The sequence below is a fragment of the Sporosarcina sp. Marseille-Q4063 genome (genome assembly GCF_018309085.1).
GTDB lineage: Bacteria > Bacillota > Bacilli > Bacillales_A > Planococcaceae > Sporosarcina.
Genome location: NZ_CP070502.1, coordinates 660,562 through 682,602 on the forward strand (window position 1 = coordinate 660,562; position 22,041 = coordinate 682,602).

The window sequence follows — 22,041 nt, forward strand, 5'->3', positions numbered from 1 at the left end:
TTCGAAACCATGTTGTATTATTTAAATGGCCTATTTGTCGGATTATTGATTTTGTCCAATGTATTGGCAGTAAAGTTATTCAGTATCGGCGATTGGATTGTGTTGCCTGCTGCCGTCATTATTTATGTTTTTACCTATCCAATTTTGGATGTCATAACAGAAGCTTACGGAAAAAAAGCCGCACGACGTACCGTTTTGACGGGTTTTCTGGCACAGATTTTGGCAATCGTGTTCATATGGATCGCTATTAAATTGCCTGCTGCGTCTTTCTATGAAAACCAACAATCATTTGAATTAATCTTTACAGCCGGCTTCCGTGTCACAGTCGCAAGTCTTGTCGCTTATCTTGTCAGTCAGAACTTAGATGTAACGATTTTTGACAAGTTGAAAAAACGGCATGGCGAAAAGAAATTGTGGGTCAGAAATAACCTATCGACGATGGCGAGTCAACTTGTCGACACGGCTATTTTCATCTCGATTGCTTTTTACGGCACGATGCCGTTAGGTGTACTCATTGGAATGATTTTCAGTCAGTATATTTTCAAATTCCTTGTCGCGATATTGGATACGCCGGTTGTTTATGCGCTTGTTGCAATTTGCAGAAGAGCTGAGAAAAAAGAAAAATTGGATACAGCAACTGCACGCATTTGAAAAAAATGATGTTTGACCCTCCCCCTTTCAAGGAATTAATGAAGAGGGAGGTTTTTTTATGGATATTTTTACAGTTGGACACTCCACACATACAGAAGAAGAGTTTTTACAACTACTGCAGGATGGTGATATTGATTTCCTTGTCGATGTGCGCGCGTTTCCGGGCAGTCGAAAGTTCCCTCATTTTCATAAAGATCGAATGAGTATTTGGTTACCTGAATCTGGAATCGACTATAGTCACATCAAAGAACTTGGCGGTCGGCGCAATAAATCCAAAACGATCGATAATGAAATAAATGACGCATGGGAAAACCGCTCATTTCATAATTATGCGGATTACACTTTGGAAGAAGATTTTCAAACGGGCCTAGAAAAACTAAAGGAAATAGCCGAAAACAACACAGTAGCCTATTGTTGCTCTGAACGTCATCCAGCACGTTGTCACCGCCTATTGATTAGCAATTGGCTTTCACTTAACGGTTGGACCGTTCGACATATTCTCGATGGACCAAAAGGAAGCACAAAAATTGAAGATCACGTTCCCGGACAATGGGGTGCCCCACCAGTTTTGAATAATGATGGTACTGTTATTTATCCTAAATGAATTAGTAGATTAGATCCTTCCAGTGTAGTACGTGCGAACCGGTCTAATATAGTGACTATAAAAGAGTTACTTTTCTTTAATGTTTTTAAGTAGTTTTTGAAAATCATAAAAAAGCCGATTTCTATGAATTCGGCTTTTAAAACTTATTGTCGTGGTGCAAACAATATCACCGAAACCCCAATAAGGCATATAGCTGCACCTATCCACTCGTATAAATCTGGCGTATTTTTATCAATACCCCATCCCCATAAAACTGAAATAACTATAAATACTCCGCCATAAGCGGCATAAACTCTTCCGAATGATGGAAACGACTGAAATGTAGCAATAACACCATATAAAGCTAATATTATTCCGCCACCTATTCCCCAATAGTATGGCTTACTCTCTCTTAACCATAGCCAAATTAAATAACCACCACCAACTTCTGCTAATCCTGCAACTATAAATAAAACAAATGCATAAAGAATTTAGACCACTTCCTAACACTAATAGATACAATCAAGTATAACTTTCTTTAGGCTACAAATGCTTTCTCTATGTGAAAGGTGTTTCAAAGCTAAGATGATTGGGAATAACAAGTTGGTCAATGTTTCAACTCTTAACAACTGAAAGGAGCACTAAAGGTTAATTCATCATGAAAACTTTATCAGACGAAGAACTCAAAAAAGCTTATTTTCAATCTAAGAAATTAGGTCTTGATCCTAATTTCATTCAACTACTAAAGTCAGAAATCGAACGACGCCTAATCACCATACATAAAGGCAAATAACAAAAAAGGGTAGCGATTGCCACCCTTTTTTCTTTACGACGTTTCAACTTGTTCCTGTTGAAACGCACGAATCTCTTCCAAAAATGCTTCCCCGTAACGCTCCAGTTTAGCCAGTCCAACACCGTTGACTTCTAGGAACTCCTCTTCCGTAACAGGCATTTTACTAATCATATCTTGCAAAGTTTTATCCGAGAACACAACAAATGGCGGTACGCCAGCTTCTTGAGCTAATTGCATTCGGAGTGCGCGTAGTTGTTCGAATAATGGATTGTCTTTTGTAATTTGTTTTGTAACAACCGATATTTTGCGGAACACCTGCACTTTTCCAGTCAACACGTCTTTACCAAGTTCACTCACATAAATGGTTGGATATTGTCCATTTTCAACACCTAAGTAGTTTTCCGAAATAATAAATTCAATGAAATCGGAAACTTCCTTGGCGCTTTGGTTTCTCATGATTCCGTAGGTAGTTAATTTATCAAAACCGAAATCAAACATTTTCTTGCTGCGAGATCCTGTTAACACTTGTGCAATCATCGTTTTCCCAAAGCGTTGGCCCATTCGAATGACACAAGACAATACCATTTGAACCTCTGTCGTGACATCTGAACTTTCACGTGTATCTGTACAGTTCGCGCAATGTCCGCAATCTTTCGTTTCCAATTCACCAAAATACGTAATGATAAATTTCTGAAGACAAGCTTCCGTATGACAATAGTCAATCATCGACTGCAATTTTTCGAGTTCCATCGGTATGCGCGTTTCGTCTTGCGATAGGTCTATTAAAAATCGTTGTGTTTGAACATCTTGGGATGAAAATAACAATGTGCAATCACTATCAAGTCCATCACGGCCAGCACGGCCCGCTTCTTGGTAATAGCTTTCCATCGTCCGCGGCATTTGATAATGAATGACATAACGTATATTCGATTTGTCGATTCCCATTCCAAACGCATTCGTGGCAACCATTACTGAAATTTCATCATTTAAAAACTTTTCTTGGCCTACGCTGCGTTCATCATCCGATAAACCCGCATGATATTTAGCGACAGGCACCCCTTTTTTCTTCAGCGTTTCGTAAACTTGGTCTACCGCTTTTCGAGTAGCTGCATAAATGATTCCAGCTTCGCCCTCGTTCTTTTCTACATAATCGACTACAAACTTGTCCCGGTTCTGTCCTTTAACAACTGAAAAAGTTAAGTTTTCTCTTTCAAAACCAGTCATAACGGTATTGTCTTCAGTAATCCCGAGTTGGTCGCAAATATCTTCACGTACCGCCGGTGTTGCTGTGGCAGTTAAAGCAAGAACGACTGGTTTATCATGAAACAGTGAAATCATATGCCGGATATTTCGGTAACTCGGTCTGAAATCATGACCCCACTGCGAAATACAATGCGCTTCGTCGATTGCTACCATTGGAACGTTCATCAATTGTAATCGATTCGTAAACGACGGGGAATCAAGACGCTCCGGGGCAATATATAATAGATTATATTCGCCACGAATCGTCGCATCCATTGTCATCTGGTATTCTTCGCTTGTCATTGTACTATTAATATATGCAGCGGAAATTCCTGCTTCATGGAGCGCATCCACTTGGTCCTTCATTAAAGAAATAAGCGGAGATATTACAATGACAGTGCCTTCCATTACAAGTGCAGGAACTTGATAACAAACGGATTTCCCTCCACCCGTTGGCATTACACATAGTGAATCTTTACCGTGTAGAACATTTTCAATTACATTTTCTTGGCCTTTACGAAATGAATCATATCCAAAATAATCTCGTAGTACAGATGTTGCTCCAGTCAGCAAAATTATTCCCCCTTATCAAATAAAAAACGCCTATTCGTAGGCGTTTTCATTTTTTAGTCTGGTCCATCAGACCATTATTCAGCAAATAACAAACGCTCTTCGTCGCGGCTGTGAATTGCATTAACAACTTTTAAAGCATGAAATTTATGTAAAACACTTGGGCTTAACCCTTCATCCGCACGGAGCTCTTCGATATCTTTCACAATAATTCGGAGTAAATCATGATCACGAGTTAGCTTGGTTATCGCTTCTTGGAGTTGGGGGTTCTCCTGGGCGATTTCCTTGTAAAATCCGCTTTCTTCCGCATCTGCATGGCTAATCACACGTGTCTTCCAATAATCTATTAAATCATCAGCTGCTAGGTTAGCAGTTTCAAGCTCGCCTTGTCGCAAATAATCCATCATATCTCTAGTTTTCGTAACTGCTCCAGATAATCCGCCTTCGTGAATTGCTCTGTGTGCATGAAGTTGTCGCAATGCCGGTCCTGACATTATAAATCATCCTTTCCAGTTGTTCCTTCTAGTTATAAGAATACCAGATTCGGTCGCCTTTTGGAATGAAACACTTCATTAATCGTTAATAATTGATGCTTTTCCGGGAGAACTAAATAGACTCGCTACGAGTAACCCAATGAAGAATGTCAGGATACTCATGACAAAAAAGCTTCCATCTTTCGGGAACCCTGGATACATGACAAATACCGACCCAATAATCAATCCAATAATCACTGCAAAAGTGACATATGTAAAATGAGTGAGTAAATAATTGATGATTTTACTGCTTACAATAAAACCAACGACTACTCCCGCACCTATCACTGCAATGATTGGTAAATTCAAATTTGATAATGCCCCGATAGCTGTTGAATAAACGCCTAGCAATAATAAAACAAATGATCCACTTATTCCCGGTAACAACATCGCCATACTTCCAGCCCATCCTGCAAAAAATAATCCAACTGCATTAGAGGCAGTTAATGTCGTAATGGGTGTCGATTCTTGCGGATTGATCAAGGCCAATGATGCAAGCGCCGCCCCGACTATTAAAATCACTAGAAAATGACCGATCTTAAAATTCTTTCTTACATTTGCCTGTCTTGCGATAAACGGCAGCACACCAATTACGAGCCCTAAAAAGAAAAATTGTGTCTGTGCATGGTAATTTTTCAGTAAAAACTCGATAACTCTACTGAATAATAATAATGTCGCGCCCATGCCGATAGCTAGTGGCAATAAAAACCCTATATGTTTTTTCCAATCACGGCTGAAAAATCCGCTGATTGACGCTAATAATTCATCGTAAATGCCAAGGATGAATGCGATGGTTCCCCCGCTCACTCCCGGTATAAGATCGCTAATTCCGATAAAGAATCCGCGATATAAATTTCTCCATTGCATTAGATTTGTTCCTCCATTTAAATTCAGGTGTCTTAAGTATACCATCATACATCTATTTGGTACGCATAGAAAGTGTCTGATTTTTTAAGGTTTATGATTTATCATTGATTTCACATGTGTTAGTAAAGTCAACTAAACAATATGTATACTCAACTTTACAAATAGATTGGTCTACTATACAATTAAATTAAGAAATAAGTAAGGAGGACCTATTTTGTTAACAAATCGAGTACGAGAACTTCGGGCGCGTTTTAATTTAACTCAAGGCGAATTAGCTGACCGGGTCGGTGTAACAAGACAAACGATAGTGTCCTTGGAAAAAGGCAGCTATACGCCTTCCCTGCTTCTGGCAATGAATATTGCTGAAGAATTTGATATGCCGATTGAAGAGATTTTTAGAAAAGGAGGATAAAAAATGAGGATTTACATCACGATTTTTTTAAGAATCATGCTTTTTGTCTCACTTGCTGTTCTGGTTTTTGATTATTTGAGAGTTGAACAATTGCTTATTCAGATGGAACGAGGCTTTATCAATGAAATCTATCTTGGGGTAAATACATGGACAGTTTTTGTTTTTATCGGTGTTGTTTTTCTCTTAATCGTTAATGAAATTTTTCAGTTCTTTCAGGTTCGGAAAAATAAAAACTCAATCTTGAGTGCTTATTTAACCGCGGAATACGATGTTTCTGATGAACGTGCCGTTGAAAACACACATAAAGCAGTCAGTTTAGCATTTGTTGTGATATTATCCTATTCATTTTTCATGATTGGATCCTACTTATTTATCCCTAATTATTTTATCGACCATATTTGGTTCCCATTGTTTACGACTGCATCTATTCCAATTGTCGGTCTATTAACGTATTTGATAACTTATAAAAGTTTGGCAAAAATCTAAAAGGAGCTGTTTACTTTGAAAAATTTAACCATCGCTATTTTGTTACGTGTGTCGCTCCTAATAATTATATGCTTTTATCTGTCTGAAATTATAAATTTTAGCACATCCAAATATTCAATCGGAATTAATCCATATATATTTATTGCTTTCATAATTTTACTTCTGCTCATGTCAAGACAGCAGCATGTCTACAAAAAAAGTCGTCCAAATGAGACGATTCGGTACAGGGAAAAGATTTTACCTGAATTCAACATAAAAGATGAACGAGAAGCCGAAATTACAGGATATGCTGCGAAGAACGCACTATCATTCATTCTAATGTTTACCCCATTTGCTATGGCTTTTGTCGCGTATTTACTTTATTATGAAAAGCCATTTTCAATGATATTAACCTTTTTAACAATGGCTAGCATTCCTATAATAGGTCTAGTTGTCTACTACATCACCTATCGCAATGATTATTTAAAATAAAAAATCGTCTAGACGAAGTTAATTCCGTCTAGACGATTTTATTTTAACCTACATGTGTTTCATTTCGATGTTTTTCTATCGCAGCCATTCGTTCATCAAATTGTTCTACAGTCATATTATGTTCTGTGAAATATCGATTACGCGGGTGTACGCGACATTCGTCCGTACAACTGCGCATATAGAAGTGCTCATTTTCTTCTGAACATAAGATTTGTGCATTGCATTCCGGATTCGCACAATTTCTATAGCGTTCGCATGGTTCTCCGTCAAAATGATCGCGTCCTACGATGACGTGCTCTACCTGATTGACAGGAACAGCTAAACGTTCATCGAATACATAACATTGTCCATCCCACAACTGCCCTTTGGCAACCGGGTCTTTTCCGTAAGCAACAATCCCGCCGTGTAACTGACCAACGTCTTCGAATCCTTCACGTACGAGCCAACCGGAAAACTTCTCACAACGAATTCCACCCGTGCAGTATGTCAGAACTTTCTTTCCTTCTAACTGCTCTTTATTGTCTCGAATCCACTGTGGTAAATCGCGGAAAGTTCTGATGTCTGGACGAATAGCGCCGCGGAAATGTCCTAGGTCATATTCGTAATCATTTCTTGCATCGATTACAACTGTATCTTCTTCTTGCATTTGTTCTAAAAATTCTGCAGGACTTAAGTAGTTCCCTGTCAATTCGTTCGGATCTATATCATCCTCTAAACTTAGGTTTACAATTTGACTGCGCACACGAACGTGCATTTTCTTGAATACATGGCTCGCGGCATCATCGACTTTATATACTATATCTTTAAATCGCTCGTCTTTTTGCATCATTGCAATATAAGCATCGGTTTGTTCAATCGTTCCCGAACATGTTCCATTAATACCTTCAGTGCCGATAAAAATACGGCCCTTTAATCCAATTTCCTTACAAGCTTTTAAATGCTCGGCAACTAAGGTCTCTGGATCTTCAACATGAACATATTTGTAAAATAAAAGAACCCGATATCGTCCCTTTTCCATTACTACTTCAACCACCTTGTTTGATTTGTTACATTTTTTATTCCCATAGCAAAGATGTTGTCAGTATATCATAAAAAATGGGTTGAAAAAAGAGTTATTGCTTACGTTTTTGTGTCCAATATTTAGTTTTAATAATTTTCGATAAGTCCTTTTTACTACTGGTACAAAAGTAACTCTTCATCTATAATTGAATTAGCTAATTTTTTGTAGATTTATAGATTATTTTGTAACTATTAAGCGTTTATTTGCGTCTACTACATATAGAAAACTTAAAGGGGCCTTCGTAATGAGAAAAACACATAAAAAACGTCGTCCGGTCTGGATTGACCTTGTATTCTCCACAATCATCTTTTCTATTATTTTAGCAGGAATAATTATTATATTTACTTCAACTAAAAATAAAGCGACGTCCCCGCCTAAAAACACAAGTAATTCAGCTGACACGGAATTTCCGATATTAACCGAAACCATTAATTCCAATTATCCAGGTATTAAAATCATTACAAAGATTTCTAATGATCCCAATGCACCTTTTGCGCTTCAATACCCGCAAAGCATTCATGATTCTTTCAATACTAAAGTTAAAAACTATATTACGGATTTAAAAGATCGTTATTTAGCAGAAATCGCCGATTACAACGCTCTTGGTGGCGGTCAAACAGGTGAATTGAACATTTCATTTGAAACTTTTCCGCATCATTCTGGATTTTATTCTTTTGTTTTACTGAATTCGACTTATATTGGCGGCGACAGCGGTTTTACAGAAATTAATTCTTTTCGATTGAATCCTGAAACCGGCAATGAAATTACGATAGAAGATGTATTTGAAGGAGATCAAAAGCGGCTTAATAAGGTATCTGAATCTGTTCGAGAAATTTTATTTAATGACGAATCATATAAAGATAAATTATTTATAGAAGAAGCAACATTGCACACCGAACCTGAATGGGATAACTTCCAAAACTTTGCCATGACAAATGAATCCATAGTTTTTTATTTTAATAAATATGAAATCGCCTTAGGGACAGCCGGGATTCCGATTGTCTCCGTCCCACTGGAACGATTGAGTAAATTTGTAGCAAAAGAATTTAAATTAAGCATAGAAAAAAATGATGATGACATCGCAATTGACAATAAATTAGATTTGCAAGAAGAAGACAAGACGATTGATGACTATCCTGATACTGCAGAAAAACCTGCAGCACCAGAAACAGATGATGCTGAAATTACCAAAGAAGAACCGGCTAAAGATAATGAGGAAGAAGATAAAGCAGAGCTCCCATCTGTCAAAAAAGTAGCGCTAACCTTTGACGACGGACCTGATCCAAAAGTGACAACAAAAATCCTTGCTACATTAGAAAAATACAATGCCAAAGCTACTTTTTATATGCTTGGAAGTCGGGTCGAATATTATCCTGAAATTGCGAAAGATGTTTCCAACGCGGGGCATGAACTCGGAAATCACACATGGACACATCCCGACCTGACCAATGCAAGCATCAAAAAGATAAACAGCGAGATTACTAGAACTTCTTCAATTATCGAGAAAGTCACAGGAGAAAAAGCAATTTCGTTCCGCCCGCCTTATGGCGCAATAAATAAAACGGTTCGACAACAAACAAATTTACCGGTCATTTTGTGGGATGTAGATACACTAGACTGGAAGCATCGAAATGCAAACCAACTACTTGCCCATGTGAAGAAAAATACACGAGACGGCAGTATCATTCTCATGCATGATATTCACCAATCAACAGCTGACGGGCTTGATGCAGTTCTTGCCTATTTAAACGGCGAAGGCTATACTTTCGTGACTGTATCTGAATTAGAGGACTAAAACCATACAACCCCCATCAACAATATTTTTCATTGTTGATGGGGGTTTTGTTATAGATTTATTATAACAGTTTTGTTATACTCAATATAGAACACAAAGGAGTGATAATTCGAATGTTCATCAATATTGAAATGGATTCCGATATTCCTATCTATACACAATTAGCAAATGGATTAATCGAAGGGGTTGCGGGTGGCTCCCTTAAACCTGGTGACTCTCTACCATCTGTTCGTTCGCTTGCCAGTGACCTTGGCATTAATATGCATACCGTCAATAAAGCGTATCGTGAATTAGACAAAAAAGGTATTATTCGAATCATTCCAAAGTCCGGCGCTGTCGTTAACATATTATCATCGGATGAAGTTTCCCGATTGCGGGTTGAAACCGCGATGCGCCCCGTGATTGCTGAAGCAATGGCAGTAGGTTTATCAAAACATGAAATTACTGAAATGATGAAAGAACTTTTTTCTAAAATTAAGGAGGAACGACAATGACAAGTTTACTAATGGTTGGTATGGCTATTTTCATCATCGCTATTCAAGCTGCTATACCGTATTTAATAAAGCCAACAATTGTTTTCGGTGTTACAATTCCTGATACTTATACTAAAAATCATACCTTATTATCTTATAAGAAAATCTATTCATTAATGACTGCAGGGCTGGGCGTACTGATAATTACTGCTTTTCTTATTTGGATTCCTGTTTCAAATGCCAGTGAAGAGAACATCGTATTGTTTGGCGTCGCTGCCCAGTTCGCACTGTTATTTAGCAGTATGATTCTATATTTTCTTTTTCATGCGAAAACATCACGCTTAAAACGCGATAATAATTGGGGAGCGAATTTAAAACAGATTCGCGTAACGGATCTCGCTGCTCGAACAGCTGACGAAATGCTACCTTGGTATATTTATATTGTTCCAATGATCATAACAATTGGTTTAATGGCATATATAGCAATCCAATTTGAAAATTTACCCGACTTAATTCCTACGCATTGGGGAATTGATGGCCAACCTGATGCTTTTAGTGAGAAAACAGTTTTATCAGTAATGGCACTTCCTTTAATGATACTCATTATGCAAGGAATGATGCTAGTAATTAATGAAATGACAAAAAGATCCGGCATTAAAATAAATGCGACAAACAGAAAAAGGTCACGTGCTCAACAATTGTCATTCAGAAAATATTCGAGTTGGTTTTTATTTGCAATTACGACTTTACAAACAATCCTATTCGCTTTTCTGCAATTAAGCACGATTCATACTGATATCGGAAAACCTTCACTTCTATTTGCACTGCCTATCGGCTTTTTAATTGTTACTTTTATCATGACTGGCATTTATGCGTTCAAAGTTGGTCAGGGCGGATCCCGGCTTGAAGTTGACGTCGTTGATGAGGATAAGCTTGAAGGAATCACTAACTATGATGATGACGAGCACTGGAAAGCCGGTATTTTCTACGTCAATAAAAATGATCCTTCCATCTTTGTTGAAAAACGATTTGGCGTTGGATGGTCGATAAATTTTGGTAATCCCATAGGTTATTTCATCATATTCTTACCAATCATATTAATTCTAGCCATTTCATTTCTTTTATAAAAATAGTAAAGGCAGCTAACATTTTTCTTGTTAGCTGCCTTTTGTTATGGTTTAAGAAACTATAAAATCTCGGACTGTGGATATCTTCCGACTAAGAGATTTCACGTCTAGCTCCAGGCGCCAGCCCCTCGGGTCATAAGCAATCGAGCGATGCGGCAAAAAGCGCCACCTCGTTCGATTGCTTATGCCTGTCGGGGCTAAACGGGCGCCTTGCGCTTTTGTTCATTAACTAAAAATGCTTGTACTATGAAGCGGTTGTAGTCTTGCTTTAGGGTCTATATGTGCTTTGGCATGGTTCACTGCGATTGGCGCTTCGCCGAGTCCTACGGCAATGAGCTTAACTTTACCATCATATGTGGTAACGTCACCAGCTGCATAGATTCCTTCAATATTTGTTTCCATGCGGCTATTGACAATAATCGAGTTCCGATCCATGTCAACACCCCAGTCTTTCAATGGTCCCAATGAAGAAATGTTGCCGTAGTTAACGATTAAGTGATCAACAGAAACGCGTTCTTCGCTGCCATCTCTGGATGCAAGAACGAGTTCTTTAACGTTTCCGTCTTCCCCTTCAATCGCTTTCACATTCAATGAAGTTTTTACATCTACTTTAGACTCCATCAATTGGTTAACGCTTGTCTCATGCGCCGTAAAACGTTCTCTGCGATGTACGAGCGTTACGCTTGATGCGATATCTTCAAGCATTAATGCCCAGTCAACTGCTGAGTCACCGCCACCACAAACAACAACATTTTTTTCTTTAAAAATAGAAAGATCTTTTATACCATAATGAAGCGTCTTTTCTTCAAATTCAACTTCTTCTTTCAGGCCGATTTTTCTTGGACGAAATGCACCTATTCCAGCTGTTAGAACTATCGTACGTGTTAGATGAACGCCTTTATCTGTTTTCAGTATAAAATGATCTCCATCGCGTTCTACTGAGAGCGCAGTTTCACCAAGCAGTATTTCCGGTTTTGCATAATGCGCTTGCGTCACTAAATTCGCTACAAAGTCTTTCGCGAGTATTTTAGGAAATCCTCCGACGTCGTATATATATTTATCAGGATACAGTTCGATTAACTGCCCGCCAAGTTGTGGTAAGCTATCGATAATTTTTACCGACATTTCGCGCATCCCAGCATAAAACGAAGCGAAAAGACCAGTAGGCCCGCCTCCGATAATTGTAATATCAACAATTTCGTTATCCATAAATTAAACACTCCAATTAAAATAGTAAGTACGAAATACGTAAAATTTACCCCATAACTATATTATCTACTAACAGGACGAAAAAAACACATAATTTGTTTCCATATTTCAATAGAGTAGGATTCACTTTTTATTCTTGGTAATGCTGTTTGCAAAATTTCTCGACTTCCAAAAGTTCATCTTCATCTAATTGAAAATCAATAAAAGCATCCGTTTCCCGTTCGAAAAAGTGAGCAACGACAACACGTTCACCTTGTTCATCCACAGCAAAAATTGTACGAACACCAATGCCGGCTTCCGTGTATAGATCGTCATCTTCATCAAGCGTTATATATAATCGAAATTCATAGCGATCACCTTGGATCAAACCTGTTGGATCAACAAGTTGTTCAACAATATATTCATTTATTTCCATTTAAAAATCATCCTCACATTCAACTATCTATTCTAACACGAATCCCATTTTGAACATAATACAATGAATGAATTACATTTACCGTTTCGCTAATTTTACTATTTCATTTATGACGATCGGTAAAATGCTTAACCCCAGGATTGTCAGCCAATTCGCCATTGATAATGACTGCACACTAAATATAGAAGCAATCGGGCCAACCGATACAATCGTTATTTGTAGGACTATCCCCAATAATATCGAATAAATCAAGAATTTATTCTTGAAAATACCAGCTTTAAATATGGATTCTTCCCTCGATCTAAAATTTAAGGAATGGGCTAGTTGTGCGAAGCTGAGCGCTATAAATGCCATTGTCTGCCCATGAATCAGTGCTGATTCTGAAATTGTTTCCCTAAACATTGAAAGAAAACTCCCTGTATACTGCCTTGATGAATAAATTCCAATCATAAATGCAATAAGTGTAATTGCACCTATAAGAAGTCCATTGAAAAATAAAAACGGCAGTGCATCTTTAAATATGGTTTCTTTTTGGTTCCTAGGCTTTTCCTTCATTACGCCAGACTCTTCCGGGTCAACTCCTAAAGAAAGTGCAGGAAACATATCTGTTACAAGATTTATCCACAAAATATGGATGGGTCTTAAAATTAGTGGCCATCCAAGTGCAATAGCTGTAAATAATGCAATGATTTCACCTAAATTACACGATAACAGAAATAAAATTGACTTTTTAATATTTCGATAGATGGTGCGTCCTTCTTCAATCGCTTTAACAATAGATGAAAAGTTATCGTCTGTTAACACCATATCTGATGCGCCTTTTGCGACATCAGTACCGGTGATTCCCATAGCTACACCAACATCTGCAGATTTTAACGATGGTGCATCATTTACCCCGTCACCCGTCATTGAAACGGTGTTCCCTTTCGTTTTCAAGGCTTGGACAATTCTTACCTTGTGTTTTGGTGAAACACGTGCGTAAACATTTAGATGCTCACTTTTTTCAAGTAATTCTTCTTCGGATAAACCATCAAGGATTTTCCCTTCAATTACTTCCATTTTATCTGTAGCGATTCCTAAATCGCTCGCAATCGCAAATGCCGTATCTTTATGATCGCCTGTTATCATCACGGTTCGGATGCCAGCATTTTTCGTCAACTTAATGGATTCTTTAACTTCTTCACGAGGTGGATCAATCATACCCACTAAACCAATAAACGTCATTTCCTCTTCGAATGATTCAAGATCAATACCGTCCAACTTATCTACCTTTTTATAAGCTGACCCCAGTACTCGTAATGCCTCGGAAGACATCGATTCAGCAGCTTCTTCAATTGTTTTACGCATAGCCTCTTTCAACAAGACCGGTCCATCATTTGTTTCAATATATGTACACCTTGGCAGTATGCTATCTATCGCCCCTTTCGTTTGAGACAAAACTTTGGAATCATTCTCATGAATGGTCGTCATCAATTTGCGTGTTGAATCGAAGGGTATCTCGGCAACTCTCGGAATACTTCGTTCGAGTTTCGCTTTGTTCAGACCAAACTTCTCGCTCGCAACAAGTAATGCGATTTCAGTAGGATCGCCCGTTTCATTAGTTGGCGTATAAGTCGAATCATTACAAAGTAAAATGTTTTTGAAAAGACCTTGTTGAAGATAATCTTCAGAATTGGTTTCGGATAGATTAAATAAATTATTTCCAACAAAGAACTTTGTTACTGTCATTCGATTTTGTGTTAACGTACCTGTTTTATCAGAACAGATGACATTGACGGACCCTAACGCTTCAACAGCAGGCAATTTTGAATGATGACATTTTGCTTAATCATTCGTTGCACACCAATTGCAAGGACAATGGACACGATAGCCGGCATTCCTTCAGGTATTGCCGCAACAGCTAAGCTCACCGCTAACATAAACATTTCTAAATACCCGCGGCCTTGGAAAACGCCAATTATGAAAATAACCGCACATATTGTTAATGCGGCAATCCCTAGATACTTGCCTAACTGAGCAAGATTTTTCTGCAAAGGGGTTTCTTCGTCTTTTGCTGTATGGAGCATTGTCGCAATCTTACCTATTTCTGTTTCCATTCCGGTCGCAATAGCGATACCCGTTGCCCGACCATTTGTGGCCAATGTAGACGCAAATGCTAAATCTTTTCTGTCTCCTATTGGCATTGATTCGTCTCCAATAAAATCTGCATTTTTATCTACCGGAACAGATTCACCCGTCAGTACCGCTTCTTCAACTTTTAGATTCACAGATTCAACCAACTTTAAGTCACATGGAATGTATCTGCCTGCGTCTAGTATAATGATATCGCCAACAACAACTTCTTCCGAGGATATTTCTTGTTGCTTACCCCCTCTTCTGACCAATGCTTTTGGCGTAGACATATTTTGTAACGCTTCAAGTGCTTCTTCAGCTTTGGATTCTTGAATGACGCCAACAATGGCATTAATGACTACAACGACTCCGATTATAATTGAATCTGTTATTTCACCTAAAATACCAGAAATGACAGAGGCGATAATCAGAACGTAAATTAAGGCGTTATTAATTTGGGCAAAGAGACGCTGGAATATTGAAACTCGTTTAGAACCTTGTAATTTGTTCGGACCGAACTCTTTTAATTTTCGAGCCGCTTCTTCTTCGCTTAATCCAACCGATGGATTTGTTTCAGGTAGCTGATTATGCACTGCAGATTGCCTCCTATTTCTGTACTATTATCAAGTCTCTAATAAACATATGATTATATTATATAGCCATGAAAACAACTTTTGAATAAGTATTGCTTTTTTTATAAAAGTAATGAAGAATAGTAATTGTGCGGCATTTCACTTAATACTTAGGAGGTAATAGAGTTGTTGAAATTTGAAGATTTTCAATATGTTAGACCCGACATGAATGAAATTAAAAATGAATTTAAAGTTTTTCTTGCAGAATTCCGAAATGCAAGCTCGTTTGAACAGCAAAATGAAGTTATTGAAAAAATCATTGCCATCGGAAATGAATTTTCAACACAAGCCAATCTTGTTTACATTCGTGCTTCCATTAATACAAATGATGAGTTTTATCAAAAAGAACGTGATTATTTTGATGAAATTGAACCTGAATATCAAGAACTTGATACTGCATATTACAAAGAACTTGTATCCACTCCATTTAGAAAACAACTCGAAGAAAAATGGGGTGCACAATTATTTGCACTCGCAGAAAACTCTATTAAATCTTTTTCGCCAGAAGTTCTGCCTCTTTTACAACAGGAAAATAAATTGGCTTCTGATTACTCGAAACTCGTTGCTTCGGCACAGATTGAGTTTGACGGTAAAACATTGACGCTAGCACAATTAGCACCATATGCTGAGTCAACAGAACGCTCAGTTCGAAAATCTGCCATGGAAGCTTCTTATAAGTTCTACGCTGACAATGGCGACAAGTTTGATGAAATATACGACAAGCTCGTTAAACTACGTCATGAAATCGCAACGACTTTAGGGTTTAAGAACTTTGTAGAACTTGGCTACTTACGTATGAATCGAATTGGTTACAATGCTGAAATGGTTAAAAACTTCCGCGATCAAGTTAGAGACCACATCGTTCCTCTAGCGAATCGTTTATATGAACGCCAAGCGGAACGAATCGAAGTTGATACATTAAAGTTTTATGATCAATCCCTTAACTTCTTAACCGGAAATGCAACACCGCAGGGCAGTCCTGAGTGGATTATTGAAAACGGTAAAAAAATGTATGCCGAGTTATCACCTGAAACAGATGAGTTTTTCCGGTACATGACTGATAAAAACTTGATGGACCTTGAAGCGAAAACAGGCAAAGAGGCAGGCGGTTATTGTACCTTTATCGATAATTATGACTCCCCTTTTATCTTTTCAAACTTCAATGGTACTTCTGGAGATATCGATGTATTAACACATGAAGCCGGGCATGCCTTCCAAGTCTATTGCAGTCGCAATATCGGTATTCCTGAATACATGTGGCCGACGCATGAAGGTGCAGAAATCCACTCGATGAGCATGGAATTTTTCACTTGGCCTTGGATGGAATTGTTTTTCAAAGAACAGACTGATAAATATAAATTCGCCCATTTAAGTAGCAGTCTTCTATTTTTACCGTATGGCGTAGCAGTTGACGAGTTTCAACATGCTGTATATGAAAATCCTGAAATGACACCAGCTGAACGTAAAGCTGCATGGAAAGAAATCGAAGCGACTTATTTGCCTTCACGCGATTATGATGGCATTCATTACTTGGAATCGGGCAGTGTTTGGCAACGCCAAGGTCATATCTATCAATCACCGTTTTATTATATCGACTATACACTTGCACAAATTTGCGCGTTCCAATTTTGGAAACGTTCACAAGAAGATCAAGAGAGCGCGTGGAAAGATTACTTGCATCTTTGTAAACTTGGCGGATCAAAACCATTCACGGAGCTAGTTGCTGAAGCCAATCTGATTTCACCGTTTGCAGATGGCTGTGTTGAATCAGTAATTGGAACAATAGAATCTTGGTTAGATTCAGTAGACGATAAAGCATTATAAGAAAACAATGGGACTGTCCAAATTATATCGGACAGTCCCATTATTAATTCACGCTACATCAAACCGATCGCATTTCCATTTTCATCAACATCCATATTTAATGCTGCCGGTGATTTTGGTAACCCTGGCATCGTCATAATATCGCCTGTTAGGCAGACTAAGAAACCTGCGCCGAGTTTAGGGATAATTTCGCGCACAGTAATTGAAAAACCTTCAGGCCGTCCCAAAAGTTTAGGCTCGTCTGAAAATGAATACTGTGTTTTCGCCATGCAAATCGGCAAGACGTCCCACCCATTTCGTTCGATGTCTTTCATATTGCGTTGTGCTTGGTCAGTAAAAATAACATCTTCCCCGCCGTAAACTTGTTGTACAATTTTACGAACTTTATTGTAGATGGATTCTTCGACATCATATAAAGCAGCGAAATTGTTTGGTTCGTTAAGCACATCGAGCACCTCTTTCGCTAGCTCTATGCCGCCTTCTCCTCCGTCTTCCCAAACATTTGCGATTGCCACACGAATCCCCTTCTCTTTACACCAATTTAGAATGGCATCTATTTCAGACGGGGAGTCCTTGATGAAACGGTTGATCCCGACGACAGGCTCTACTCCGAAAGTACGAATTGTCTCAATATGTTTTGCTAAATTTGGAAGCCCTTGAATGACTGCTTCTGTATTTTCAATGGCCAGGTCACTTTTTAATACACCACCGTGCATTTTAAGGGCACGAACGGTTGCTACGACCACGACCGCATCTGGTGAAAAGCCCCCTTGCCTTGCTTTAATATTCATGAATTTTTCTGCGCCTAGATCTGAACCAAATCCCGCTTCTGTAATGACAAAGTCAGCAAGGTGCCTTGCAGTATTCGTTGCAATTAAAGAGTTGCAGCCATGCGCAATATTCGCGAAAGGTCCTCCGTGAATTAATGCCGGCGTGCCTTCAATCGTCTGCACCAAGTTCGGTTTAAATGCTTCTTTAAGCAATAACGTCAACGCGCCTTCAACGCCAAGATCAGCGACTGTAACCGCTTCCTTTTTATATGTGTAACCGATGACAATGCGTGAAATACGTTCTTTTAAGTCAATTAGGTCCTTTGCTAAACAAAAGACTGCCATGATTTCAGAGGCGACTGTAATATCAAAACCATCTTCACGCGGAATTCCTTGTGCGGGTCCGCCGAGGCCTATTGTCACATGTCGCAACGCTCGGTCATTCATATCAAGAACTCGTTTCCATGTGATTCTACGAGGGTCTAATTGCAACTCGTTACCCCTATGTAGATGATTATCAATGAGTGCACTTAAAGCATTATTTGCTGTTGTAATTGCATGGATATCACCATTAAAATGTAGATTAATTTCCTCCATTGGAAGCACCTGAGCATATCCGCCGCCAGTGGCTCCGCCTTTCATGCCCATGACAGGCCCGAGTGAAGGCTCGCGCAATGCAATCATCACTTTTTCATTAAGTTTTGTAAATGCATCAGCAAGTCCTACAGTTACTGTCGATTTTCCTTCACCAGCCGGAGTCGGGCTAATTGCTGTGACAAGAATAACTTTTCCTTTTGTTGTTGTTTTCTTTAATTTTGTAACATCAATTTTTGCTTTATATCTGCCAAATGGTTCAACTGCTTCCTCAGGAATACCTGCCGCGAAAGCAATATCCCAAATTGATTTCATTTCAGCGCGTGTTGCAATTTCCAAATCAGTGAGCGGTTCAACTTTTCTAGTCATTTCCATCCCCACTTTCCCTTTTCTTCTATTATATCGCTCATTTCATAGGATAGACAGACATATTGTCAGCTACCCCACGACTAAGTCGGGGGCTTGTAACCGCCCGGTAGTATAGCGTTCCTTCGGAACTCCTACCTTTACAATGGCCAAAAAAACCACTGGCGTTACATCATGGGCAGACTGACATCCACCCTACCTGGCTAGCAATGCTAGGCAGATACTCTACCAAGGTACTTCAAACTTCCCTTATTATAGAGATTCATAGCTCCAATGCGATCATCATTAGAGCTATAATTACATTTCTTGCAAGTAAAAAGTCGCAGCCTTTTGTTCCTATTGTTTTTATCTCTATGGCTACATTTCGGACAATCTTGCGAAGTGTATTTAGGATCCACTAATAAGACCTCGGATTTACAAAGCTGCGATTTATAAGTTAAGAAGTCTCTAAATTGGGCAAAAGCCCAAGAAACAGAGGTATATCTATTTTTTCTACGTACTTTTTCGAGGGATTTTCTGATGCCCGATAAATTTTCCAAAACAAAAAGCGTATTTTCGCCATATTGGTTTACGAGTGTCTTAGTTATCTGATGATTTACATCAGTCATCCAACGGTTCTCTCGTCCACCAATTTTCTTCAGTCTTCGGCGAGCAGAAGGTGTCCGCTTCCTTTGAAGTTCTTGTCGCAACATTTTAAAGTGGGCTCTTTTTTGTTTAATTTGCTTACCGCTAAAAAATTGTGTTTTCCCACTATTATCATAGATGGTGGCGATGAAATTGATGCCTAAATCAACACCCACCAGATTCATAAGGTTATTTTGGTCTAAAGTCGGAACTTTTTTCGACATAGGGATGTGCAAATAATACTTATTCTTCCTTGCAATTAATTTAGCTGTACCAAATTTCCAAGTGCCGTTGAAAAAGTTTTTCATACCTTTGGTATTGTAATTCGAAACAACTCGACCATAGATAGTGTTTAAGGAGATTGTATCTCCTCTAAAGCTGTAATCACGATTACGAACCAAATCATATTCAGAACGCTTATAAATTGCTAGAGTATTTTTGACTCCATTTGAGTCCATAGATTTATATTTCGCTACAACAGACCTACTTACACTACAAGCCATTTGAGATTTCAATTTGAATTTTTCTCTTAATGATTGATAGGTTATTTTTTGCAAACTACTATTCACTCTGATGTTGGACCTATGTGCGATCCCCGATGCAAAATTAAGAGCTTCTCTAAAAGCGCGGGCCGTATCTAATAATTTAGGTTTATCCTTTTCATTAGGATAAAGTCTGATTTTAGCGGTAATAGTAATATCCATCATCTTCTGCTACACCTCCTTGAATATTATTTAAGGGTATAAATGAGTTGCCCTTAAGGTATGGTATATTCTATTCTCATTATACCAAACATTAACACTGTATTGCGACAATTCCTTCCACGGATAAATCCTTAGGCTTCCTAGCCTGCACTTGGTGAAAATATATCGACGAAAATAAGAAGGCTCTGATAATTGAAATAAGTAAATAAAAAATATATAGTTAAAGAGATTGATAATTTGAAAAAAGGGGCTGGGGATCTTGGGAAGAAGAACGGCTGAACCTTACAAAATCAAAAGCGTAGAAACACTTTCGATGCTATCCTATGAAGAAAGAAAAGAATCTTTGAAACGAGCGGGCTATAATACGTTTCTGATTGATTCCGAAGATGTTTATATCGATCTTTTGACCGATAGTGGGACGACAGCAATGAGTGATGAACAATGGGGAGCACTTATGACCGGGGATGAAGCTTATGCCGGGAGTAAAAGTTGGAAAAAACTTGAAAAGGCTGTGCAGGACTTTTACGGTTATCAATTCGTTTTGCCGACTCATCAAGGGCGCGGCGCTGAAAATATTTTATCTCAATTAAAAATTAAAGATGGCGACTACGTTCCCGGGAATATGTATTTTACAACGACTCGCGCGCATCAAGAAATGAACGGCGCAAAGTTTGTTGATATTATTATCGACGAAGCGCATAATCCGACAATCGACCATCCTTTTAAAGGCAATATCGACTTAGGGAAACTCCAGAAATTAATCGACGAAGTCGGAGCTGAAAAAATTCCATATGTTTGTTTAGCCGTTACTGTCAATTTAGCAGGTGGACAGCCGGTTAGCATGCAAAATATGAAAGACGTATATGAACTTTGTCAAACGCATAATATTGATGTTTTTTTCGATGCGACCCGATGCGTTGAAAACGCTTTCTTTATTAAAGAACGTGAAGAAGGTTTCGCTGAAAAGCCGATTGCTCAAATCTTAAAGGAAATGTTATCGTATTCCGATGGTTGCACAATGAGCGGTAAAAAAGATTGTTTAGTCAATATCGGTGGTTTTCTTGCTATGAATGACGAACAACTTTATATTCGGTCGCGCGAACTTGTCGTCGTGTATGAAGGAATGCCTTCTTACGGCGGAATGGCTGGACGGGATATGGAAGCGATGGCTATCGGTATTCGAGAAGCCGTTGACGATCATTATATTGAACATCGCATCGGGCAAGTTCGCCATCTCGGCAATCAATTGATTGAAGCCGGTGTACCGATCGTGTTGCCGATTGGAGGCCACGCGGTCTTTCTAGATGCAAAGTCATTTCTCCCGCATTTAAAACAAGATGAGTTTCCGGCACAAGCTTTAGCTGCTGCACTCTATCTTGACTCAGGTGTTCGCAGTATGGAAAGAGGCATTATTTCCGCGGGCCGCAATATCGAAACGGGCGAAAATAATAGACCCGAGCTTGAACTTGTCCGCTTAACGATTCCTAGAAGAGTTTACACGAATAATCATATGGACGTTGTCGTAGATTCAATCGTTGATCTGTTTGAAAAACGGGATGAGATTGGCGGGCTTAAAATGGATTACGAACCGCCTACGTTACGATTTTTCAATGCACGATTTTCCCCGTTGGCTACTAGCAACGAATTAATTAGCGAGCAAAACAAAAAAGTTTCGATTGAATAAAGGAAATCCTCCCATGAATGAATTCATTCACACGGGAGGGTTTT

Annotated in this window: 20 protein-coding genes and 1 pseudogene; 11 read left to right on the forward strand and 10 right to left on the reverse strand. The window is 38.7% G+C overall.

From position 1 onward, the window contains the following. The first annotated feature begins 9 nt into the window (after positions 1 to 9). Together JSQ81_RS03400 and JSQ81_RS03405 are read left to right on the forward strand one after the other, a co-directional pair. On the forward strand, positions 10 to 651 hold the full coding sequence (locus tag JSQ81_RS03400) for a queuosine precursor transporter (protein ID WP_212606333.1): 642 nt from the start codon (positions 10 to 12) through the stop codon (positions 649 to 651). A 58-nt stretch (positions 652 to 709) separates the two neighbouring features. After that, the gene (locus JSQ81_RS03405; protein ID WP_212606334.1) at positions 710 to 1,255 is read left to right on the forward strand and encodes a DUF488 domain-containing protein; all 546 of its coding nucleotides are present in this window, start codon (positions 710 to 712) and stop codon (positions 1,253 to 1,255) included. A gap of 143 nt (positions 1,256 to 1,398) precedes the next feature. Here the strand turns inward: JSQ81_RS03405 and JSQ81_RS03410 are convergent, their stop codons facing one another. Continuing rightward, the gene (locus JSQ81_RS03410; protein WP_212607529.1) at positions 1,399 to 1,725 is read right to left on the reverse strand and encodes a YnfA family protein; all 327 of its coding nucleotides are present in this window, start codon (positions 1,723 to 1,725) and stop codon (positions 1,399 to 1,401) included. Positions 1,726 to 1,892: 167 nt separating this feature from the next. Between JSQ81_RS03410 and JSQ81_RS03415 the strand changes: the two genes are divergently transcribed. Continuing rightward, positions 1,893 to 2,027 (forward strand): sporulation histidine kinase inhibitor Sda, encoded by a 135-nt coding sequence (locus tag JSQ81_RS03415; RefSeq protein WP_212606335.1) that lies wholly within the window; start codon positions 1,893 to 1,895, stop codon positions 2,025 to 2,027. A 33-nt stretch (positions 2,028 to 2,060) separates the two neighbouring features. On the opposite strand, the gene recQ is transcribed toward JSQ81_RS03415, so the two are convergent. The 3 genes from recQ to JSQ81_RS03430 all read right to left on the reverse strand — a co-directional run bounded on the left by recQ (position 2,061) and on the right by JSQ81_RS03430 (position 5,239). Continuing rightward, positions 2,061 to 3,842 (reverse strand): DNA helicase RecQ, encoded by a 1,782-nt coding sequence (gene recQ / locus JSQ81_RS03420; protein WP_212606336.1) that lies wholly within the window; start codon positions 3,840 to 3,842, stop codon positions 2,061 to 2,063. Positions 3,843 to 3,916: 74 nt separating this feature from the next. Then, positions 3,917 to 4,333, reverse strand: coding sequence for a hemerythrin domain-containing protein (locus tag JSQ81_RS03425; protein ID WP_212606337.1), 417 nt, complete (start codon positions 4,331 to 4,333; stop codon positions 3,917 to 3,919). Positions 4,334 to 4,411: 78 nt separating this feature from the next. Next, positions 4,412 to 5,239, reverse strand: coding sequence for a DUF368 domain-containing protein (locus tag JSQ81_RS03430; RefSeq protein WP_212606338.1), 828 nt, complete (start codon positions 5,237 to 5,239; stop codon positions 4,412 to 4,414). Between the two features lie 211 nt (positions 5,240 to 5,450). Here JSQ81_RS03430 and JSQ81_RS03435 point away from each other — a divergent pair, with 211 nt between their 5' ends. Genes JSQ81_RS03435 through JSQ81_RS03445 form a run of 3 tightly spaced genes read left to right on the forward strand, consistent with a single transcriptional unit; the run spans position 5,451 to position 6,608 of the window. Continuing rightward, complete coding sequence (locus tag JSQ81_RS03435; protein ID WP_212607530.1) at positions 5,451 to 5,651, forward strand: helix-turn-helix transcriptional regulator; 201 nt, start codon at positions 5,451 to 5,453, stop codon at positions 5,649 to 5,651. Between the two features lie 3 nt (positions 5,652 to 5,654). Continuing rightward, positions 5,655 to 6,137 (forward strand): hypothetical protein, encoded by a 483-nt coding sequence (locus tag JSQ81_RS03440; RefSeq protein ID WP_212606339.1) that lies wholly within the window; start codon positions 5,655 to 5,657, stop codon positions 6,135 to 6,137. A 15-nt stretch (positions 6,138 to 6,152) separates the two neighbouring features. Beyond that, positions 6,153 to 6,608 (forward strand): hypothetical protein, encoded by a 456-nt coding sequence (locus JSQ81_RS03445; protein ID WP_212606340.1) that lies wholly within the window; start codon positions 6,153 to 6,155, stop codon positions 6,606 to 6,608. A gap of 43 nt (positions 6,609 to 6,651) precedes the next feature. On the opposite strand, the gene JSQ81_RS03450 is transcribed toward JSQ81_RS03445, so the two are convergent. Beyond that, positions 6,652 to 7,626, reverse strand: a complete 975-nt coding sequence (locus JSQ81_RS03450) for an oxygen-dependent tRNA uridine(34) hydroxylase TrhO (RefSeq protein WP_212606341.1) — start codon at positions 7,624 to 7,626, stop codon at positions 6,652 to 6,654. A 286-nt stretch (positions 7,627 to 7,912) separates the two neighbouring features. On the opposite strand from JSQ81_RS03450, the gene JSQ81_RS20015 reads away from it, so the two are divergent. The 3 genes from JSQ81_RS20015 (at position 7,913) to JSQ81_RS03465 (ending at position 11,063) form a co-directional block, all read left to right on the forward strand. Continuing rightward, positions 7,913 to 9,463, forward strand: coding sequence for a polysaccharide deacetylase family protein (locus JSQ81_RS20015; RefSeq protein ID WP_249336623.1), 1,551 nt, complete (start codon positions 7,913 to 7,915; stop codon positions 9,461 to 9,463). Between the two features lie 113 nt (positions 9,464 to 9,576). Next, a complete protein-coding gene (locus JSQ81_RS03460; RefSeq protein WP_212606342.1) occupies positions 9,577 to 9,957 on the forward strand; it encodes a GntR family transcriptional regulator in 381 nt (126 codons plus the stop codon). Further along, entirely contained in the window at positions 9,954 to 11,063 is a 1,110-nt protein-coding gene (locus JSQ81_RS03465) for a DUF1648 domain-containing protein (RefSeq protein WP_212606343.1), read from the forward strand. The genes JSQ81_RS03460 and JSQ81_RS03465 overlap by 4 nt, the downstream gene beginning before the upstream one ends. Before the next feature lie 225 nt (positions 11,064 to 11,288). Here the strand turns inward: JSQ81_RS03465 and JSQ81_RS03470 are convergent, their stop codons facing one another. The 3 genes and pseudogenes from JSQ81_RS03470 to JSQ81_RS03480 all read right to left on the reverse strand — a co-directional run bounded on the left by JSQ81_RS03470 (position 11,289) and on the right by JSQ81_RS03480 (position 15,392). Beyond that, a complete protein-coding gene (locus JSQ81_RS03470) occupies positions 11,289 to 12,272 on the reverse strand; it encodes an NAD(P)/FAD-dependent oxidoreductase (RefSeq protein WP_212606344.1) in 984 nt (327 codons plus the stop codon). Between the two features lie 130 nt (positions 12,273 to 12,402). Beyond that, positions 12,403 to 12,687, reverse strand: a complete 285-nt coding sequence (locus JSQ81_RS03475) for a DUF6509 family protein (protein WP_212606345.1) — start codon at positions 12,685 to 12,687, stop codon at positions 12,403 to 12,405. 78 nt (positions 12,688 to 12,765) lie between these two features. Then, positions 12,766 to 15,392: pseudogene (locus tag JSQ81_RS03480) on the reverse strand (cation-translocating P-type ATPase). 165 nt (positions 15,393 to 15,557) lie between these two features. Here JSQ81_RS03480 and JSQ81_RS03485 point away from each other — a divergent pair. Continuing rightward, on the forward strand, positions 15,558 to 17,255 hold the full coding sequence (locus JSQ81_RS03485; protein ID WP_212606346.1) for a M3 family oligoendopeptidase: 1,698 nt from the start codon (positions 15,558 to 15,560) through the stop codon (positions 17,253 to 17,255). A gap of 53 nt (positions 17,256 to 17,308) precedes the next feature. Here JSQ81_RS03485 and JSQ81_RS03490 read toward each other — a convergent pair whose 3' ends face one another. Both JSQ81_RS03490 and JSQ81_RS03495 read right to left on the reverse strand, forming a co-directional pair. Beyond that, the gene (locus tag JSQ81_RS03490; RefSeq protein ID WP_212606347.1) at positions 17,309 to 18,988 is read right to left on the reverse strand and encodes a formate--tetrahydrofolate ligase; all 1,680 of its coding nucleotides are present in this window, start codon (positions 18,986 to 18,988) and stop codon (positions 17,309 to 17,311) included. Between the two features lie 209 nt (positions 18,989 to 19,197). Next, the gene (locus JSQ81_RS03495; RefSeq protein ID WP_212607532.1) at positions 19,198 to 20,313 is read right to left on the reverse strand and encodes an RNA-guided endonuclease InsQ/TnpB family protein; all 1,116 of its coding nucleotides are present in this window, start codon (positions 20,311 to 20,313) and stop codon (positions 19,198 to 19,200) included. Between the two features lie 259 nt (positions 20,314 to 20,572). Between JSQ81_RS03495 and JSQ81_RS03500 the strand changes: the two genes are divergently transcribed. Then, complete coding sequence (locus JSQ81_RS03500; protein ID WP_212606348.1) at positions 20,573 to 21,997, forward strand: tyrosine phenol-lyase; 1,425 nt, start codon at positions 20,573 to 20,575, stop codon at positions 21,995 to 21,997. The last annotated feature ends 44 nt before the right edge of the window (positions 21,998 to 22,041 follow it).

What these genes read in the sequence shown, in the direction of transcription:
- JSQ81_RS03400 (WP_212606333.1), top strand. Translation starts at nt 10, where the DNA reads ATGTTGTATTATTTAAATGGCCTATTTGTCGGATTATTGATTTTGTCC.
- JSQ81_RS03405 (WP_212606334.1), top strand. Translation starts at nt 710, where the DNA reads ATGGATATTTTTACAGTTGGACACTCCACACATACAGAAGAAGAGTTT.
- JSQ81_RS03415 (WP_212606335.1), top strand. Translation starts at nt 1,893, where the DNA reads ATGAAAACTTTATCAGACGAAGAACTCAAAAAAGCTTATTTTCAATCT.
- JSQ81_RS03425 (WP_212606337.1), bottom strand. Translation starts at nt 4,333, where the DNA reads ATGTCAGGACCGGCATTGCGACAACTTCATGCACACAGAGCAATTCAC.
- JSQ81_RS03430 (WP_212606338.1), bottom strand. Translation starts at nt 5,239, where the DNA reads ATGCAATGGAGAAATTTATATCGCGGATTCTTTATCGGAATTAGCGAT.
- JSQ81_RS03440 (WP_212606339.1), top strand. Translation starts at nt 5,655, where the DNA reads ATGAGGATTTACATCACGATTTTTTTAAGAATCATGCTTTTTGTCTCA.
- JSQ81_RS03450 (WP_212606341.1), bottom strand. Translation starts at nt 7,626, where the DNA reads ATGGAAAAGGGACGATATCGGGTTCTTTTATTTTACAAATATGTTCAT.
- JSQ81_RS20015 (WP_249336623.1), top strand. Translation starts at nt 7,913, where the DNA reads ATGAGAAAAACACATAAAAAACGTCGTCCGGTCTGGATTGACCTTGTA.
- JSQ81_RS03460 (WP_212606342.1), top strand. Translation starts at nt 9,577, where the DNA reads ATGTTCATCAATATTGAAATGGATTCCGATATTCCTATCTATACACAA.
- JSQ81_RS03465 (WP_212606343.1), top strand. Translation starts at nt 9,954, where the DNA reads ATGACAAGTTTACTAATGGTTGGTATGGCTATTTTCATCATCGCTATT.
- JSQ81_RS03470 (WP_212606344.1), bottom strand. Translation starts at nt 12,272, where the DNA reads ATGGATAACGAAATTGTTGATATTACAATTATCGGAGGCGGGCCTACT.
- JSQ81_RS03475 (WP_212606345.1), bottom strand. Translation starts at nt 12,687, where the DNA reads ATGGAAATAAATGAATATATTGTTGAACAACTTGTTGATCCAACAGGT.
- JSQ81_RS03490 (WP_212606347.1), bottom strand. Translation starts at nt 18,988, where the DNA reads ATGACTAGAAAAGTTGAACCGCTCACTGATTTGGAAATTGCAACACGC.
- JSQ81_RS03495 (WP_212607532.1), bottom strand. Translation starts at nt 20,313, where the DNA reads ATGGATATTACTATTACCGCTAAAATCAGACTTTATCCTAATGAAAAG.